This window comes from Oxobacter pfennigii, from assembly GCF_001317355.1.
Lineage (GTDB): Bacteria > Bacillota > Clostridia > Clostridiales > Oxobacteraceae > Oxobacter > Oxobacter pfennigii.
The window spans coordinates 93,722-109,633 of record NZ_LKET01000039.1 but is presented as its reverse complement, the minus strand read 5'-3'; the positions used below and the strand labels follow the sequence as shown (position 1 = coordinate 109,633).

Below are 15,912 nucleotides of genomic sequence, written 5' to 3'. Positions count from 1 at the left end.
CTCCTTTAAAAACCCATTCTCAGCAATATATCAACTAAAAATATCAATAGCGCCATGGGCAGCATAATGAAGCTTAAATCCATGTAGGATACATTTTTGTTCAATACGGCCTCATCAAAAACACTTTCATTTGAATTAAGGTATTTCCCGTTGCATTCTGCAATCAGTCTGTCCATATTTTTAATTTCATCATACTTAAGCTCATATTCGGGAGAAAAATCAAGGTAAATGCTTTTCTCTACCCTCTCTGTGACAGTTTCCCCTTCTTTTAAAAATGCCGTAAATTTATACCTTCCCTCCTTATTTAAGGAAAAGCTCCCGGCATATTCTCCTTTTTCGCTTAATACCATGTTTATGCTTTCTTCAAGATTATCGGGCCCTGTGACGGTGCAGCTCACCTCCCCTTCCGTGTACGGCCCTTCGTAAACCGCCAGTAAGCCTACGTTTCCTCCCTCTTTGTCAATCCGGAGCCTTATATTTTTCCCCCCATCTCCTTTCTTAAGATAGTCAATTATTGAAGACCAATACCTGTTGAATCCCTCCCATCCTATCCAGTCTTCAGACCACTTTCCGCTTAAATCCGGGGTCCATGCCCCGGCTTTTCCAATGCCGTAGTCCCACACAGCCAGTATAGGGTCTTCATAATGGCTTGCCAGCATCATTTCTGCTCCGTTTTTAATTCCTGTGCCCATATAGCCTTTAAGATCCGGCAGCTCATATCCGCCTGTATTAAACAGGTTGCCGTATTCCTTTGGCTCAAAGGCATCGTTATTTAAATATTTTTTCTGGGAAATCCTAGTTTCCTTTGATATTATCTGAGGCACCGTCCTAAAGTCCGTTGAATAATACTGCCTCCCTTCTAAAGAGCCCGACAGGTAATCAAGGACTTCCCTGTCGCAATCCTCTCCTACGGCCACCGTGGATAATGTTATATTGTTTTCTTTCATCTCTTCTATGTATTTGTCAAAGCCATCTTTTTCAGCCTGGCCGTCTGTCAATAAAATTATGTGCCTGACTTTAACTTCCGAATTTTTTAAGGTTTCAGCAGCATCAATAAGCCCGGGGATAATCAGCGTCCCTCCTTTGGACTTCAGCTTTTCCACTTCATCTGTCAGCCTATCCTTATCCCCGGCTTTTTGATAGGGCACCACCCATTCCAGGGTATCGGAAAATGCCAGTACCCCTATATAATCCTCTTCTTCCAGGGCTTTTATTGCTTCTGCCGCCCCCTTTTTTGCCAGCTCTATTTTCTTAACCGACCCGGCCTCATCGTCCATGCTGCCCGAGCAGTCCACCAAAAGCACCAGCCCCGTATCTCCCTGCTCCCTTTTACCCTGCATTCTGGAGGATACAGGAAGGATGCCCTCCAGCTTTGTATCTTCATATCCTCCTAAAGCAAAGGAATTTTCTCCTCCTACCGCCAGAAAGCCTGTCCCAAAATTGCCGACGGCTTTTTCAAGGTTGTCGGCAAAGCCCTGGGGAAGGTTTTGATATTCCGTGTTTGCCAGTATCACCAGGTTAAAATCCGATAAAAAGTTTAAATCATCTGGCAGGGCGCCGGGTGCATAGTTGACCCTTTCTATTTTCAAATTGTCAAGAAGCCTGTTTATGTTCCTTTCGTCCTCTTCTTTTTCGCTTATAACCAGAACCTTTGCAATGCCGCCTGCCCTTCTCTCCAGGGAGAACGTATTGTTGAATTTATTTTCATCCCCCGGAAAATCTATTTCCCCTCTTATAAATATTTCATTTTGCCCTTCCAGGGGTAATGTGTATTCATAAATATTTTCTCCTGGCACAGCCTGTACCTGCGATGCTATGACTCTGCTGCCATTCATATATATGTAAATATATCCGCTGTCTTCATAATTGCTCTCCAGCACAACTCTTAAAGGGATGCTTTCATAACCTTCTATATTATCCGGCCCTTCAATACTTGAGAGCTGCACATCCATTTCCTTGTAGTTGTTTATTTCCTTGACCATGATGTTTACATTCTTTTTTTTCACTTTATCTCTCAGGGCATTTATATCACCCTTATTTTCATTTTTATCTGTAATGACCACCAGTTTTTTATTATTGTTTTCCGGGAAATAATCTATGGAAAAGTCCAGGGCCTTTTCTAAGTTGGTAAAATTATTTTTAACATTGGAGGATAACCTTACAACCTGTTTTTCATATGTAAGAGGCACTTCTATAACCGTATCCTCTCCGAAGCCTATTACCGCATATCTTTCATTTTTGCTTTTATTTTCAATTTCATAATTTATATAGTCCTCAATCTCTTTTTTATATTCGCTTACGCTTAAAGATGCATCTGCCAGAAAAATAGTTGTGGTTTCATTATTTGTAAGATTTATTCCAAAGCCTTTCCATGCCAGAAACAAAAGTATCAGTATTCCAAGCCTGGCTCCCAGCCATGATATAAGCTTTTTTCTGCTCCATAATTCCTTCATTTTAAAAGCTTCATATACAAAGTAAACCAAAGCTGCAAGAAACAACATCAGTATTAATGTATTCATACTAATATCCAAGCTTAAACACCCGCCATTCCAGTATCAGTAATATAATGACTGCCAATATAAGCACATTTTTTATGCTTATATTTGAAAAAACGTTATAAGTCCCGCTTATCCCTTCATCCTGTTCATTGTTAATAACAAAATCCCTGTATTTGTAATTGGCATCCTCTTTTAAGTAATAGCCCAGGAGATTATCTATAAATATGGGAAATGCCGGTGTAAATACCAGGGGGCTGTTATCCCAGTCCACAGTGGAATAAATATGTCTGTTCTTATCCATGTACATGAGGGTTTTGCCGTCTATTTTAATTAAAGCCGACGTCTCTTCATCCCCGGCTGTCTCATAGCCCCGGCCCTGGGCTTTGATATTATTAAGCCCATAGGAGAATTTATCGTCCTCAAAGGAAATTTCTCCTTCAACCACTGGAATGCCGGAGCCAATATTTACCTCTTTAACCCACCATAGGGCTTTATCCTTGGGCACACCCTCTGTTTCATCCCCGGCTATTATGTAAAAATCAAATTCTTCCTTAGAAAAATCCACTTTATCTTTTTTAATGAGCTCCACATAAGGCAATATACTTATAGCCTTTTCGACATAGTAGCTTTCTCCCAGCAGGAGTACCTTTTTTTTCTCCGCAAGGGCTTCTACCGGATAATAATTATTTTCAAGAAGCATATCTTCATTTTCCAGGCTGAAATTTATATATTGTATTCCTTGGGGAAGGTCATAAAAGAATACCTTCTTCTCCTCCCCTCCCTTTAACGTGACATCATTTAAGCCCAATCTATTCCCCTTCTCATCCTTTAAGGCCACATCAGCATTTACCTGTGAATCCCCATAATTTTTTACAATGCAGTAGCTGCTTTCCAAGCCGGCTTCAAAACTTCCATATACGATCCCCAGATCCCTTAAGGTTTCTCCCAGCTTTATTACATTTTTATTTTTAAAAACATCCTTGTCTGTGAATACTACCACATTTTCTCCGAAGCTGTTTAATACTTTGCTGCTTTTTTCTGCATCCAGGGGGTTATTTGAAGGTTTTAACTGCCCTATGGCAGCCTTTGCCTCACTTTTCCCCAGGTTTTCTTTTAAAACCTTTGCACTCTCTTCCATACTCAATATATTGAATCTTGAGCCTGAAGGGGTGCTGTCTATAAATTCCCCCGCCTTTTTTACGGCGGTATTCATCCTGCTTTCCCCCTTTTCAACAGCGTTCATGGACATTGAGCAGTCAAAGGCCAGGGTGTATATGTTATCCTTGTTTTTTGAGAGTAAATAAGGCTCGCTGAAGGAAAATATTATAAGGGATCCTATTAAAAGCTGGAGTATAAGCAGCAGGTATTTATTTATCCTTTTTTTCTTTACATTGCTTATATCGGCAAATACCCTTTCCCACAGCTTTATGCTGGATACTTCCATTTCCTTTGGCTTTCTTCTTTTCAAATGAATTAAAACTATAAATATAAGTCCTAAAAGAGCCAGCAGCCTTAAAGGTTTTAAAAAAAACATGCTATTCCACCTCAACCGCCTTCAATATAGTATCCGTTAAAGATGCATTTCCCCGGGCGGGTATATATTTTATCCCCCTTTTCTCACACTGCTCCTTGCAGCCTTCCACAAAGCTGTTTAATGTATTTCTATATATGGCAAGCTCACTTTCCCCTATATCCCTCATTACATATTCCCCCGTCTCCATATCTATAAGTTTCATTCTCCCTTTAAATTCGGGATATAGCTCCTCCCTGGCAATTATATGTATAAGCACCTTTTTCTCATATCTTTGAGAAATATTGTCCAGGAAATTATTTATGTTGTCACCCAGAAGGTCCGTTATTATAAAAATTATCCCCCTGCTGTTTGCATCTATTGATGCGGCTCCCTTAAAATCAGTTCCTCCGCCGGGCTTGATTTTGTCAAGCTCATTTGAGATATAATATATAAGCTTCTTCCCGTTTAAATTATGCAAATTCAATTCTATGCTGTCGTTGAAGGAATATACATTCAATCTGTTTAGCTCCTTAAGGATTATATAACCAATACCGATGGAAAAAAGCTTTGCAGTTTCCCATTTTGAAGGCTGCCCAAGGGCCATGGACCTGCTGTTATCCAGAAGTACGGCCGCATTTATCTGCTTTTGCTCGGTAAATAATTTGGTATATATTTTCCCCGTCCTGCCAAAGGCTTTCCAGTCTATATTTTTAATATCGTCTCCGGTATAATAGGGCCTTATGCCGTAAAAGTCATAGGAGTCCCCCAGCCTGCTGCTTTTATAATTTCCCGTCAGATAACCGGATATTCTCCCCCTTATATTTAATGAAGCGCGCTCTAAGTCCCTCAAGAATTTTTCCATTTATTTCACCCTGCTCAAAAGGCTTTCTATTATATCATCTTCCTTTACCTTATCCGAAAAGGCATTGAAGTTTAAAAATATCCTGTGCCTTAAGGAAGGGTATGCCATTTCTTTTATATCCTCAAAGGACACATTATACCTGCCTTCGATTAAGGCCTTTACCTTTGAAGAAAGTATGATGGACTGCACCGCCCTTATGCCGGCGCCGCATTTAACATAGTCTTTTACCATCTTTATGTCGGTTTTGTCGCTGTAGGTGTTGGACACTATATCTATTGCCATCTTTTTTACCGTATCCGCTACCAGCACACTCCTTGATATCTTCCGCATCTTAACTATGCTTTCCCTGTCCAGCACTTTCACGGCAGTTTCTTCCCCCGAATCGTCGCCGGTGGTTAAATCCACTATGGCCGATATGGCCTCTATATCCGGCAATTCTATGTTTACCTTAAACATAAACCTGTCCAGCTGGGCTTCGGGCAGCGGATATGTGCCTTCCGTTTCCAGAGGGTTTTGGGTAGCCAGCACAAAAAACGGGTCCGGCAGTTCGTATGTTTTGTTTCCCACAGTAACTCTTTTCTCCTCCATGGCCTGAAGGAGTGCGCTTTGAGTTTTTGGGGTGGCTCTGTTTATTTCATCGGCGAGGAGTATGGAACTGAACACCGGACCCTTCTTAAATACAAAATCAATATTTCCCTTACTGCTGTCTATGATTTCAGCACCTGTAATATCCGACGGCATAAGGTCAGGAGTAAACTGTATACGTGAAAACTCCAGATCAAAAACCTTTCCTATTGCTTTTATAAGCCGTGTCTTGCCAAGGCCGGGCATGCCTTCCAGCAGGACATTTCCCCCTGCCATCATTCCTATGAGCACATATTTTATGACGGAGTCCTGCCCTATTATTACTTTTTTTATCTCTTCTTCTGCTCTCATGTAACTGCTGTAAAAATTTTTTATCCCTACCTGTTCCAATTAATTTCCCTCCTAATCCTTCAACTGCTGAAAATAGTCAATTACCAGAGATCCCTTTTCCATGGGTATTTCAGCCTTTAATACGCCTTCGATGCCTTCCTCATTATATTTAAGCCATGTGCTTTCCATGGTCCTGCTTTCGCCTTTTTCACCGCTTATTTCGCTGTATCCCTTGTCAATCATGCTCCCTTCTTCATTGGCCCTGGAATCTACGGAAGAAACCTCGCTTTCCCCTGCATTTTCAACGGAATTATCCTCTCTTGCTATGGTTCCTTCATTTGCATTTTCCTTTACCTCGCTGTTTTCCCCCGTCTTAGCCGAACCTAAAGCATCGTTATTTTCCCGTCTTTCCATGCCCTGCCCTTTTGCGATTTCCTGGGTCTCGTTTAAGCTTGAATTTTCTCCATATTTATAACCTTCCTGCCTCTCTCCGAAGGAAAATTCATCGGACTTTTTATCTCCTTCCCTGCTTTCAAAATCCCTCATATTCTTTTTTGCAGCAAGCTTTTCCTTTGAATCCGTAAGCTCCTCTGCCAGTTTTATTTCTTCTCCTATCTCCTTTTTTGCTGAGGAGGCCATGTCCTTGCCCTTTATTTCGCCGCTTTTTAACTTATTTTCAATTTCATTTTTTATGCTTTTGCTCTCTTTAAATTCCTCTATGTTATTAAGGTTTTCCAGCATCTTATCCCTGTCTTCTGGTGATATGGGGAAATTTTGCTCCATCATATCCTCCGGTATGTTTCCGCTTAACAAGCTAACATGCAGTGAACTGTTTTGAAGGCTGGTGCCTTCAAATATTTTAGACATATGCCTTAAATTATTTTTATACGCCTTATCTTCCAGGCTCTTTAACTTTTCTTCCGCCTTTTGAAGCTCTCCCAAGGCCTTTTCATAGTTATAGGTCTTATTAAGCCTGCTGTTTAATTCATCCAGGATGCTCATGGCTTCTTTTTTTATTTCGCCGTCTTTTACATCTTCTAAGGCAGCCTTTGCTTCTTCATCAAGTTTCAAGGCTTCACTTCTTATATCCCTGTTGATATTCTCAGCCTCTGATGCTATATCCGCAGAAGCCGAGGGCATAAAATATGCTGCCAGGGATAAAAATATAAGCAATATAAATGCTGCTGTTCTCTTGCTGTTTATTTTTATTTTGTAAGTTTTCTTCAGATTAAAATTTTGCAGGTCTTCTTCCAGCTGGTCCAGAAAAATCTCAAATATATGGCTTTTATGCTCCTTGCCCTTAAGTTCCAGAAAAGTTATAAACCTCTCCTTAAAGCCCAGCCTGTCCCCGCAAAGGGCTGCCTCTTTCATGGAAGGCCTGTCAATTATGGTCTTTACTGTTACAAATGCAGCCATGGCAATATAAATGTACATAAGCTTTTCCTTTAAGTGAAGTACAGGCATGAAACGGCTTGTTATAATTGTTATAAAAGCTGCAGAACCTCCGAGAATACCTGACGTTATTGAATTTACCCCAAGCTTTTCAGCCCACAGCTTGCGGGACAGTTTTTTCAGCTCATCGCCTACAGTTTTCCACTCCATTATGTCGCCTCCCCTTTTTTGTATTTAAACCTTAAAATGACCATACTTAAGATTACGCACCCGCACCAAAAGGCGCAGTACCACACTACAGGCAGCATACCGAGCTGGGTGTAACCCGTTATCTCCGTGTTTATATACCCTCCTATTGACAATAAGGGGTTTAAAAAGAATATTAAAGGTATGCGTTTATCATAGAACGTTGTAATGACTGATTTTGAGTGGACATAATACATATAGAGAAAACCTAAGCTCAATATATTTATAAAGAATACTAAAAAGTGGCTTATGTACCCTGAATGCTCTGAAGTTTTTTCTTCCATGAGCAGCCACTGCCGCAAAACTATCACCGCCATGCCGAATATGCTCTGCATTGCAAGGGGCACCATAAAATTAAAGCTTTCCATGTTGCCTGCTATGAAAATGACAAGCAATAAAGGTATATTGGCCATGGAAAGGAATACAATTTTCATTAAACTTTTAAAGCAGTCTAAAGGCGCAATACTTTTTTCCACTTTAATATGGAGCAGGGAAATGGAAAAGACCATAAACTGAAAAAGCATGTAATACATATAAGTGTTTTTATACACCATAAAATCGAATTCTCCATAATTGAAGGCGACGGTTATGAGGTAAGCAATAAGTACAAATATCGAGACCAAAAGATAGCCTGTCATTACAAATCCATCGTCAATATACATATTTTTAAGCATCTTTTTCACATTAACCGCCTCCTACTTAATTACTCCTCTTATTTTGATGCCGGGAAGTATAAGCCTTCCTTCCCCTTTTATCCTTAAAGCCAGTATATTATTGTTGTCTAAAAACTCCCTGTTGCTTATAACCCCGCCCTCAACAGCTTCCCATATATTAAGGCCGCCGTTAAAAGCTTCTATGGTAAAACCGGCGAAACTGTCGATTATTATTTCACTCATCTGTATACCCTTAGGAAGGTTATAATAAATTTTTACAGCTTCACCGTTTCTGAAGGTGTATTCTCTTATATTCCCATTCTGCAGTTCATATTTTAGGGAAGGTTTTATAACTCCCCCGGGGATTTCCATATTTCCTGAAGATTTCAGGGTGACTGGTATTATCTCCATATTCATGGAGCCGGCCCTTAAAGGCTTTCCGTTTATATTCAAAGCAGTATTTCTTTTGCTGAAGCCTACCAGCTGGCAGTTATATTCCCCGGAGTTTTTTAAGGTAATATAGTATTTTATAAATTCCTTCTCATATTTATCTGAAAGCTCTTTTTGTATGGTATCGATGTATTCAAAGTCCCCTTTTCCTCCTAATCCCTCGTCCAGTAAATAATCTATTTCCACCCTTTCATTGCTTTCTATATCTCCAATTTTTATAAAGGTATCTCCTATAATTAAAAATGAGTCTTTAAGTTCATATAAAAGCTGATTTTTAATTTCACCCTTTATATGTCCATCCTCTAGAGTTAATTGGAAGCCTGTATCGCCTTCCATGGAATTTACGGCAAAATTATAAATATAATTTGTTACTCCGGTTGTTTTGTATGTTATGCTGCCTTCCACGGCATCATGGATATATTCTCCCCCACCTTGTGCAGGTACCATTAATGATCCGGTATTAGTAAAGGTTATGTCTTTTTTTGAGGGGTATATATTTATAAGGGAATTGGCCTTATAATAGCCGTTAAAAAATTCATTTGCTGAAGCCATGGTAACCTTTTGCCCGCCGGAGCCTTCCATGAAATATACGGTATAAGTGACTGCCGTAAAGAGGACTATAACCCCCGCCCACATATATGCCCTGCTCTTTTTAAGGAAAACCATTGCCGTTACGCATGCTCCGTATAAAATCAACAAACACACCAGAAAGTAAATCAAATTTCTGTCTGCCTTCAGTATACTGTGGGCGGGGCTGTTTAACATTTCAATGTTTTGTACAGTTTCTTTAATGTTTGCCTTTTCCGTTAAAGAACTCAGAGTTTTATAGTTCATGTTTTCTAAAAGGATTTTTTGAAATTCATTTATACTGTTTCTTTCGCTCAGCTCAAAAACCACAGGCACTATAAGCCCATTTCCTATGTAGGTTATATCCTTTATATTTTCAAAAGGTCCCTGGAAATTTTTATATTCATACTTGCCTTTGCCTAAAAATAAAATCCCCCCGTTTTTCAGCCACTTGTCCAGGTTTTCCATGAAATTTTGGCTGAGGCTTTCAGTATTAAAATCATCCAGTATTATAAAATTTATATTTTGAAACATCTGATAGGACGGTTCCACATTCTTCAAATCTATAACTTCTGCCCCTGCAGTCTCCAGAGGATCTATTTTAAGCTCGGTAAAAAATCTGTAATTATCCGCATTGCCGGACAATACCCCTATAAACGGATAATTGCTTTCATATATTGTTATTGGAAATGTTTTTTCTTCTGTTGCCTTATCCTTTTCCGTCACAGAAACCTTAAAATCCTTTACCGGGTTTTTGACGGGCATTAAAAAAGTGTAGGCTTTCTCAGTACCCGGCGTAATATTTATATTATGGTTGTATGTATCTTCTCCAATTGACAATGTGAGGCTTCCCTCTATTCCTTCACCGTCTGCTTCCACAGTGACCACTATGGGGGATACATGGCCAAGCTTCCCCTTTCCGTTAAGAGCACCTACCGCCTCTATATTTAGCACCCCCGCATGGGCTTTTATGTTAAACGCCAGGGAAAAGGCAAAACACAGCAGAAAAATTGTCCTTATTTTTTTAAAGTGCAATTCCATATCCTCACATCCCGTAAAGTTTACTGTATATATGGTATTTGTATAATTTCATCGCCGGCTATTACAGCCTGAAAATAATTTTTAATGCTTTCGGGTTTTTCAATTAAAACCTCTGCCGCCTTTTTTATGCTGTCTTCATCATTGCCCGTTACCAGCCATACCGGAACTACGCTGCCCATGCCTGCGGCAGTTGCGTATATGGCGCCGGCTTTTGAAAAGCTTTTGATAACCTTTCCCGTATTATCCAGGGCATTTAACTTGCCTTCCTCAAATTCCACATAGACGCCTTCCATCTTATTTTTCCAGTTCATATCCTGCAGCCTCTTGCTGTCTTTTGAAATATCATCAAAGCTTCCGATTATAATAGTATATTTTTCCGGCTTTTCAACCTTATCGGCATTATAAGGAAGTATGTCTACAGATACTACTCCCTGAGAAATAAGGCTTTCTTTAAGCTTTTCCCCTTCTTCCCTGAAGTTTTCCGTATACATAATGACGGTACCGGGATTTTTGCCTCCAAAGCCGTTTTTAAAGGGCTGGGGATAAGAACCTATAACCGCAGGTATGAACATGGTGGTATTCCATTCATGATAGTCCCACCATATTACATCTCCCGGTGCCGGCCTGTACTCGGCGACTCCTATGGGGGCAAGTATACCGTTTACCCAGTAAAACCAGTCCTCCTTGCTCCTGTCTGCCCCGCTGAAAAATGTATACTTTGATTCCAGGCCGTTTATGGAGTTTACAAAGCCTCCTCCGTAGGCTGTCTGTATATCTAAATTTCTGAACAATACTTCCATGCCTACTTCGTCTTTAACCAGCCCTACATTTTTGGAAAACATTTTATTATAGCCGAAGTCTCTTGTTACGATTAAATCTATTTGATAGGGGCTTTCTATATCCCCGCTGGCTTTCAATTCCTGTGAATTCTGTGATGCCGGCCGGCCTTCCTGATACTTTATTTCACCCTGTACCGGACCTTTATAGTCCTTATATATGCTGGTATCCACATTTTCTTCTAGTTTGTTATTTTCACTGCTTTCTGTCTCAACCTTCACATTTTCATTATTTGTTATAACCCTTGTCCCCTGTTTTCTCCCGCATGCAGTTAAAGAGACAATCAATATTAAGCATATTAAAATCAACATCCTTTTTTTAAGCATAGTCCCGCACCTTGCTTTCCGTTTCATTATCATTCATTATCCTGACTATTTTATTTCTCCTATTGTACCTTTCCAGAACTTCTATAAAGCTCTTTCCAAATACTCTGGAAAACACTATATTCCCCAAAGCATGCATGCTGTCGTATGAAAAGCTTAAAATGCTTCCGATTAAAATTGCTTTTAAAGTAACAGGCCTTATATATTGCAATAAATACCATTGGTTCAGTATGAAGCCGTAAATATATCCCCACAAGCCGCAGAGCAATATAAAAACGTTTATTCCTCCGCTTTTTATGGGCTTTTTAAAAGCCCCGAAAAAAGCTCCGCACAAGCCCCATCCCATCATCTGCCATAGAGTCCAGGGTCCATGGCCTAAAAAAAAGTTTGAAATAAATGCGCTCATGGCTCCTACCATAAAACCGTTTACACTGCCCATGCTGTATCCCGTAACGGCGCACATGAAGGTTACGGGCTGGACTCCCGGTATAGCTGCAAAAGGCACCCTTAAAACGCCGATTATGGCGGATATTGTTGCCAGTATGCAGATGGTTTTTGCATCTATTTCCCTCATTTCAAATATGATTACAAAGGATACCATAATCGCGGCACAGCTTATAAGCACCGAGACTGCTGCATCCACATTGAAATAAGTGACTAAGAATAATATGACTGCAAAAAACAAAATGATAATGAGCTCGGGCTTTATTTTTCTTTTCATTTTATACCACCTTTAAAAGTTCTATTGCTTCCCGGGAATTTACAATTCTGTACTTGTCTTTAAAAATTTTAGCAATCTGGGGAGAGTAATACATGGAGCCGTAAAGTATGTCTTCTGTCCAGCCTTTAGCCACTATTTCCCCGTGAAACATAAGAGTAACGGTGGTAGCATAGTCTGCCGCAAAATCCGAGTCATGGGTTATAAGCACCACTGCTTTTCCCCTATGGGATAAATCCCTGATAATGCTTCCTAATTGTTCCTTGCTTTCTCCGTCCATACCCCGGGTAGGCTCGTCTAAAATTACTATGTCCGGATCTGCTGCCATGGTACAGGCAATGGCTACCCTCTGTTTTTCCCCTCCGCTTAAATCCCTGGGGTTTCTATCCTTCAAATGTCCGATATTTAATATTTCTAAAAGGCTCTTTACCCTCTTCTCATCGTATTGGCCTATATTTTCCAGAGTGTAAGCCACTTCTTTAAACACATTGCTCCTTCCGAAATAATCGTTGGGATTTTGAGAAAGATATCCTATTTTCTTTATTCTGTCTTCCATAATAATTTTTTTTAAATTCTTGCCATTTACCACAATCCTGCCGTTATATTCCTCGATAAGGCCTGCGATAATCTTGAAAAATGTACTTTTCCCCGCACCATTTTCCCCCATTACCGCCATTATTTCTCCGCGGTGCAGCACAAAGTCTATATCTTTTAATGTCTTCTTCCCTTTTTCATATTCAAAGTTTACTTTATTTGCTTCCACGACGACGTTCCCCAGGGGAAGATGCTCTTTTTGAGGGCGGTAATCAAATTCAATATCCTTTATATATTCTCTTCCTTCTCTTATGGTTACAGGGAGCCTGTCTCTTCCTGATTTCTTAAAAATATATGTAATATTTGGAAGATGACATTTTCTTTCTATAATTTTTGGAATACTTTGGGGGCTTCCTTCGGCAATGATCTTTCCGTCCTCCATAAAAATTATCCTGTCCGCCAGATGAAAGCACCTGTCCAGCCTTTGTTCCACCATAACTACAGTTTTTCCCAGGTCCCGGTTAAGTCTTTTAATGGAATTTAACACTTCTTCCCCGCCTATGGGATCCAGCTGGGATATGGGTTCATCAAAGGCAACTATATCCGGATCCATAGCCATGACGGAAGCTATGGCTACCCTCTGCTTTTGCCCCCCCGATATTTCCGTATTTTTTCTGTCTCTTATTTCATTTAGCCCGAGGAAAGACATGGATTCCGCCACATTTCTCTTCATGCTGTCCAAATCCATGACCAAATTCTCAAGTCCAAAGGCTATCTCTCTTTCCACGTCCTGGAGGACCATTTGCTTTTCCGGATCCTGAAAAACCATCCCTACCGTCTTCAATATATCCTGCCTGTCCATATGTTCTATATCTTTCCCTTTTAGCATTACCTTTCCCCCAATGGTCCCGCCATAGAATCCGGGGACAATGCCGTTAAACAGCCTTAACAGCGTCGATTTGCCGCAGCCCGAAGGACCGGCTATCAATACAAATTCTCCTTCCTTTATGGTAAGATTTATATTATCCACGGCATTTTCAGAGCTTTCGGGGTACCTGTAAAATACATCATCCAATTTAATCATTTCCAAGTTTTCCACCACCAGTTTATTATTGAAGGTATAAATAAAAGTATTATAAATATAATTTCCTGCAGGGATAGGGGAATTTTAATACTGTCCAGCACAGGATAGAAGGCATATCTGTGAAAACCATTGACCAGAAAATATATAAGGTAAATAAAAAATATGACTATGAAACCAAGCATCATCCAATCCCCGGCCGTGAACCTTTCGCTGAAATAAGAGCTTCTTTTGGAGTACATTCCATATCCCCTTGAGTACATGGATTCTGCCATATCCGCCGAGTTTTCTATGCTGGACAAAAATAATATATTAACGATGGATGCGCTGCTTGCCAGCCTTTTTCTAAGGCCCCTGCGGCTCATCATATTCCCTCGTAATTTTTCCACTTCTTTGATATTTAAATAGGCATTCATTATTGTCGTAAAGAGCCTTAGAGTCATATTTACCAGCAAGGCGGACTTGCCCAGGAATTTTGAAAAATATCCGAAAGCCCTGTCGGGATGGATGACTAAATTCCCAAAACCGAATAAAACAGTTACTCCGATTATTTTAAAACCGCTGAACAATCCATATAATATCGCTTCCATTGTGATTTTTATCCTGCCAAGGATTGGTATGTTAAAATGCCCTGTATAAATAACCGTTTCTCCCGAAGACACAAGTAAAGGATTCAATATAATTAAAAGCAGTACAAAGGGCAGCATCATCTTTCCGTATTTAAACAAATCCTTTCCCGACCCATCCATATAAGCCATGGCTAAAATGCTTAATATTGAAATTAATATGTATAAGGGGTTTTCAATAAATATAAAAATTAAGACGTACAAAAATATAAGCGAAACAGTAACAAGTGGGTGCAGCGACTGCAAGAATGTATTTCTGGCTTTATATATCATAAAATCATCGCTTTCCAAAATTTTATCGATAGGGAATATGCAAAATAAAAAACACCTCAATATTTCAGAGGTGTTTAAAAACACAATTTATTTTGAGCAGCCAAAAAATACGGACTACCCTATATACATTGCTTTCCGACGCTGCGTTATCTTTCCCTCCGAAAGATTCGACAATTAACGGGCAGGTTTCCTGGCTGAGCTTCATCCTACTCCCAACTCTTCCCAGAATATATTATTCCAGTGATTCTTGCTGGTTTCGTCAACATCACAGTAACGGTGGGCTGCAGTGGTATTTCACCACTTTCCCTTTTAACCCATCCCTGTGGAATGGGCACCCGATAATGGAATATTCAGTTTTAATCTTAATAAAAATATAGCATACTATTACATCCAATACAATAGCAAAGGGATTTACAGGTATCTTTTTTTGAAAAAGTATGTCTTATTTATGTGGTATAATGTTTTCATACTTGTCAAGGAGGGTTTTGGATGAGTAGTAAGCAAATAAAAAACTACGGCGATTTTATTAGCGCCTTGCTGGACGCTGGGTTCTCAATGGGAGGCGGGAACAGCGAAGGGATTTTCTCTGTAATTTCATGGAATTGGGAGGAAGAACCGCCTTATGAAACGCCTGTTCGCTGGCACACCGGCGACCCGGAGACTGACCCGTGGGAATGGCGCATGCGTGTGCTGGACGAGCGTAAGGATATTGCTTATGCAAAACTGTTCTTTAAGAAAAGCGGATATATCGTCAAAGAATGGGTTCCCTATTTTCTCGCGGTTCGCAGAGGCAATATGACCTTTGATGAAAAATACTCGGACGGTGCAATCAGCAACCACGCGAAACGCATTTACGGCACCATCCTTGAAAACGGTATGCTGCCGTTACATGCCATAAAGCAGCTTGCAGGTTTTGGCAAAGAAGAAAAATCTCAATTTGAGCGGGCCTTGGTTGAACTGCAGATGAAAATGTATCTGACCATGTACGGAAGGCAGCAGAAAATATCTAAAAAAGGTGAGGAATACGGCTGGTCGTCAACGGTGTTTTGCACAACCGAGAGTTTTTGGGGTGAGGACGTATTTGAAAAAGCCTCAAAAATCGGAAAGGATGAGGCCATTCAAAAAATAACAAATCATATTTTTACTCTTAATCCAAACGGTGAACCAAAAAACATTTTGAAATTTATCAAAGGCTAGTGTTCCTTTAACCGTATTGAAAGCTTGGCTGCAGAAATTCTGCCTGGCTTTTTTTAAATTGAAGTAAATCTGTAGCTAAATAAGCATGTAATTAAAAATGGCCCGTGCAGGCGACTGAAACCTGCACGGGCCAAATAAAAGGAGGCTGTTTGTTAATCTATGACTTTAAAAGTTTAGCGTATAACC

At 40.0% G+C, this 15,912-nt stretch carries 12 protein-coding genes and 1 riboswitch; of the genes, 1 reads left to right on the top strand and 11 read right to left on the bottom strand.

The features are described 5' to 3' along the window. Positions 1-5 precede the first annotated feature (5 nt). Genes OXPF_RS13815 through OXPF_RS13765 form a run of 11 tightly spaced genes read right to left on the bottom strand, consistent with a single transcriptional unit; the run spans position 6 to position 14,529 of the window. Positions 6-2,519, bottom strand: coding sequence for a VWA domain-containing protein (locus OXPF_RS13815; protein WP_054875808.1), 2,514 nt, complete (start codon positions 2,517-2,519; stop codon positions 6-8). A 1-nt stretch (position 2,520) separates the two neighbouring features. Next, on the bottom strand, positions 2,521-4,032 hold the full coding sequence (locus tag OXPF_RS13810; protein WP_054875807.1) for a vWA domain-containing protein: 1,512 nt from the start codon (positions 4,030-4,032) through the stop codon (positions 2,521-2,523). Between the two features lies 1 nt (position 4,033). Further along, positions 4,034-4,873: a DUF58 domain-containing protein gene (locus tag OXPF_RS13805; RefSeq protein ID WP_054875806.1), complete on the bottom strand. Its 840-nt coding sequence runs from the start codon at positions 4,871-4,873 to the stop codon at positions 4,034-4,036. Then, positions 4,874-5,848, bottom strand: coding sequence for an AAA family ATPase (locus tag OXPF_RS13800; RefSeq protein ID WP_242854411.1), 975 nt, complete (start codon positions 5,846-5,848; stop codon positions 4,874-4,876). It lies immediately after the preceding gene. Positions 5,849-5,860: 12 nt separating this feature from the next. Next, positions 5,861-7,390 (bottom strand): hypothetical protein, encoded by a 1,530-nt coding sequence (locus tag OXPF_RS13795; protein WP_054875805.1) that lies wholly within the window; start codon positions 7,388-7,390, stop codon positions 5,861-5,863. After that, positions 7,390-8,109, bottom strand: coding sequence for a hypothetical protein (locus OXPF_RS13790; protein ID WP_054875804.1), 720 nt, complete (start codon positions 8,107-8,109; stop codon positions 7,390-7,392). The genes OXPF_RS13795 and OXPF_RS13790 overlap by 1 nt, the downstream gene beginning before the upstream one ends. A 12-nt stretch (positions 8,110-8,121) precedes the next feature. Next, on the bottom strand, positions 8,122-10,137 hold the full coding sequence (locus OXPF_RS13785; protein ID WP_054875803.1) for a hypothetical protein: 2,016 nt from the start codon (positions 10,135-10,137) through the stop codon (positions 8,122-8,124). 20 nt (positions 10,138-10,157) lie between these two features. Next, complete coding sequence (locus tag OXPF_RS13780) at positions 10,158-11,300, bottom strand: DUF4430 domain-containing protein (protein ID WP_054875802.1); 1,143 nt, start codon at positions 11,298-11,300, stop codon at positions 10,158-10,160. Next, the gene (locus tag OXPF_RS13775; protein ID WP_054875801.1) at positions 11,293-12,018 is read right to left on the bottom strand and encodes an ECF transporter S component family protein; all 726 of its coding nucleotides are present in this window, start codon (positions 12,016-12,018) and stop codon (positions 11,293-11,295) included. The genes OXPF_RS13780 and OXPF_RS13775 overlap by 8 nt, the downstream gene beginning before the upstream one ends. 1 nt (position 12,019) lies before the next feature. Further along, positions 12,020-13,633, bottom strand: coding sequence for an ABC transporter ATP-binding protein (locus tag OXPF_RS13770; protein WP_083479991.1), 1,614 nt, complete (start codon positions 13,631-13,633; stop codon positions 12,020-12,022). Beyond that, positions 13,630-14,529, bottom strand: coding sequence for an energy-coupling factor transporter transmembrane component T family protein (locus OXPF_RS13765; protein ID WP_054876152.1), 900 nt, complete (start codon positions 14,527-14,529; stop codon positions 13,630-13,632). The genes OXPF_RS13770 and OXPF_RS13765 overlap by 4 nt, the downstream gene beginning before the upstream one ends. 163 nt (positions 14,530-14,692) lie before the next feature. Then, positions 14,693-14,883, bottom strand: a riboswitch (cobalamin riboswitch). A 135-nt stretch (positions 14,884-15,018) separates the two neighbouring features. Between OXPF_RS13765 and OXPF_RS13760 the strand changes: the two genes are divergently transcribed. Further along, entirely contained in the window at positions 15,019-15,726 is a 708-nt protein-coding gene (locus tag OXPF_RS13760; protein ID WP_054875800.1) for an AlkZ-related protein, read from the top strand. Positions 15,727-15,912: the final 186 nt, after the last annotated feature.

What these genes read in the sequence shown, in the direction of transcription:
- OXPF_RS13760 (WP_054875800.1), top strand. Translation starts at nt 15,019, where the DNA reads ATGAGTAGTAAGCAAATAAAAAACTACGGCGATTTTATTAGCGCCTTG.
- OXPF_RS13770 (WP_083479991.1), bottom strand. Translation starts at nt 13,633, where the DNA reads ATGATTAAATTGGATGATGTATTTTACAGGTACCCCGAAAGCTCTGAA.
- OXPF_RS13780 (WP_054875802.1), bottom strand. Translation starts at nt 11,300, where the DNA reads ATGCTTAAAAAAAGGATGTTGATTTTAATATGCTTAATATTGATTGTC.
- OXPF_RS13775 (WP_054875801.1), bottom strand. Translation starts at nt 12,018, where the DNA reads ATGAAAAGAAAAATAAAGCCCGAGCTCATTATCATTTTGTTTTTTGCA.
- OXPF_RS13795 (WP_054875805.1), bottom strand. Translation starts at nt 7,390, where the DNA reads ATGGAGTGGAAAACTGTAGGCGATGAGCTGAAAAAACTGTCCCGCAAG.
- OXPF_RS13805 (WP_054875806.1), bottom strand. Translation starts at nt 4,873, where the DNA reads ATGGAAAAATTCTTGAGGGACTTAGAGCGCGCTTCATTAAATATAAGG.
- OXPF_RS13785 (WP_054875803.1), bottom strand. Translation starts at nt 10,137, where the DNA reads ATGGAATTGCACTTTAAAAAAATAAGGACAATTTTTCTGCTGTGTTTT.
- OXPF_RS13810 (WP_054875807.1), bottom strand. Translation starts at nt 4,032, where the DNA reads ATGTTTTTTTTAAAACCTTTAAGGCTGCTGGCTCTTTTAGGACTTATA.
- OXPF_RS13815 (WP_054875808.1), bottom strand. Translation starts at nt 2,519, where the DNA reads ATGAATACATTAATACTGATGTTGTTTCTTGCAGCTTTGGTTTACTTT.
- OXPF_RS13765 (WP_054876152.1), bottom strand. Translation starts at nt 14,529, where the DNA reads ATGATATATAAAGCCAGAAATACATTCTTGCAGTCGCTGCACCCACTT.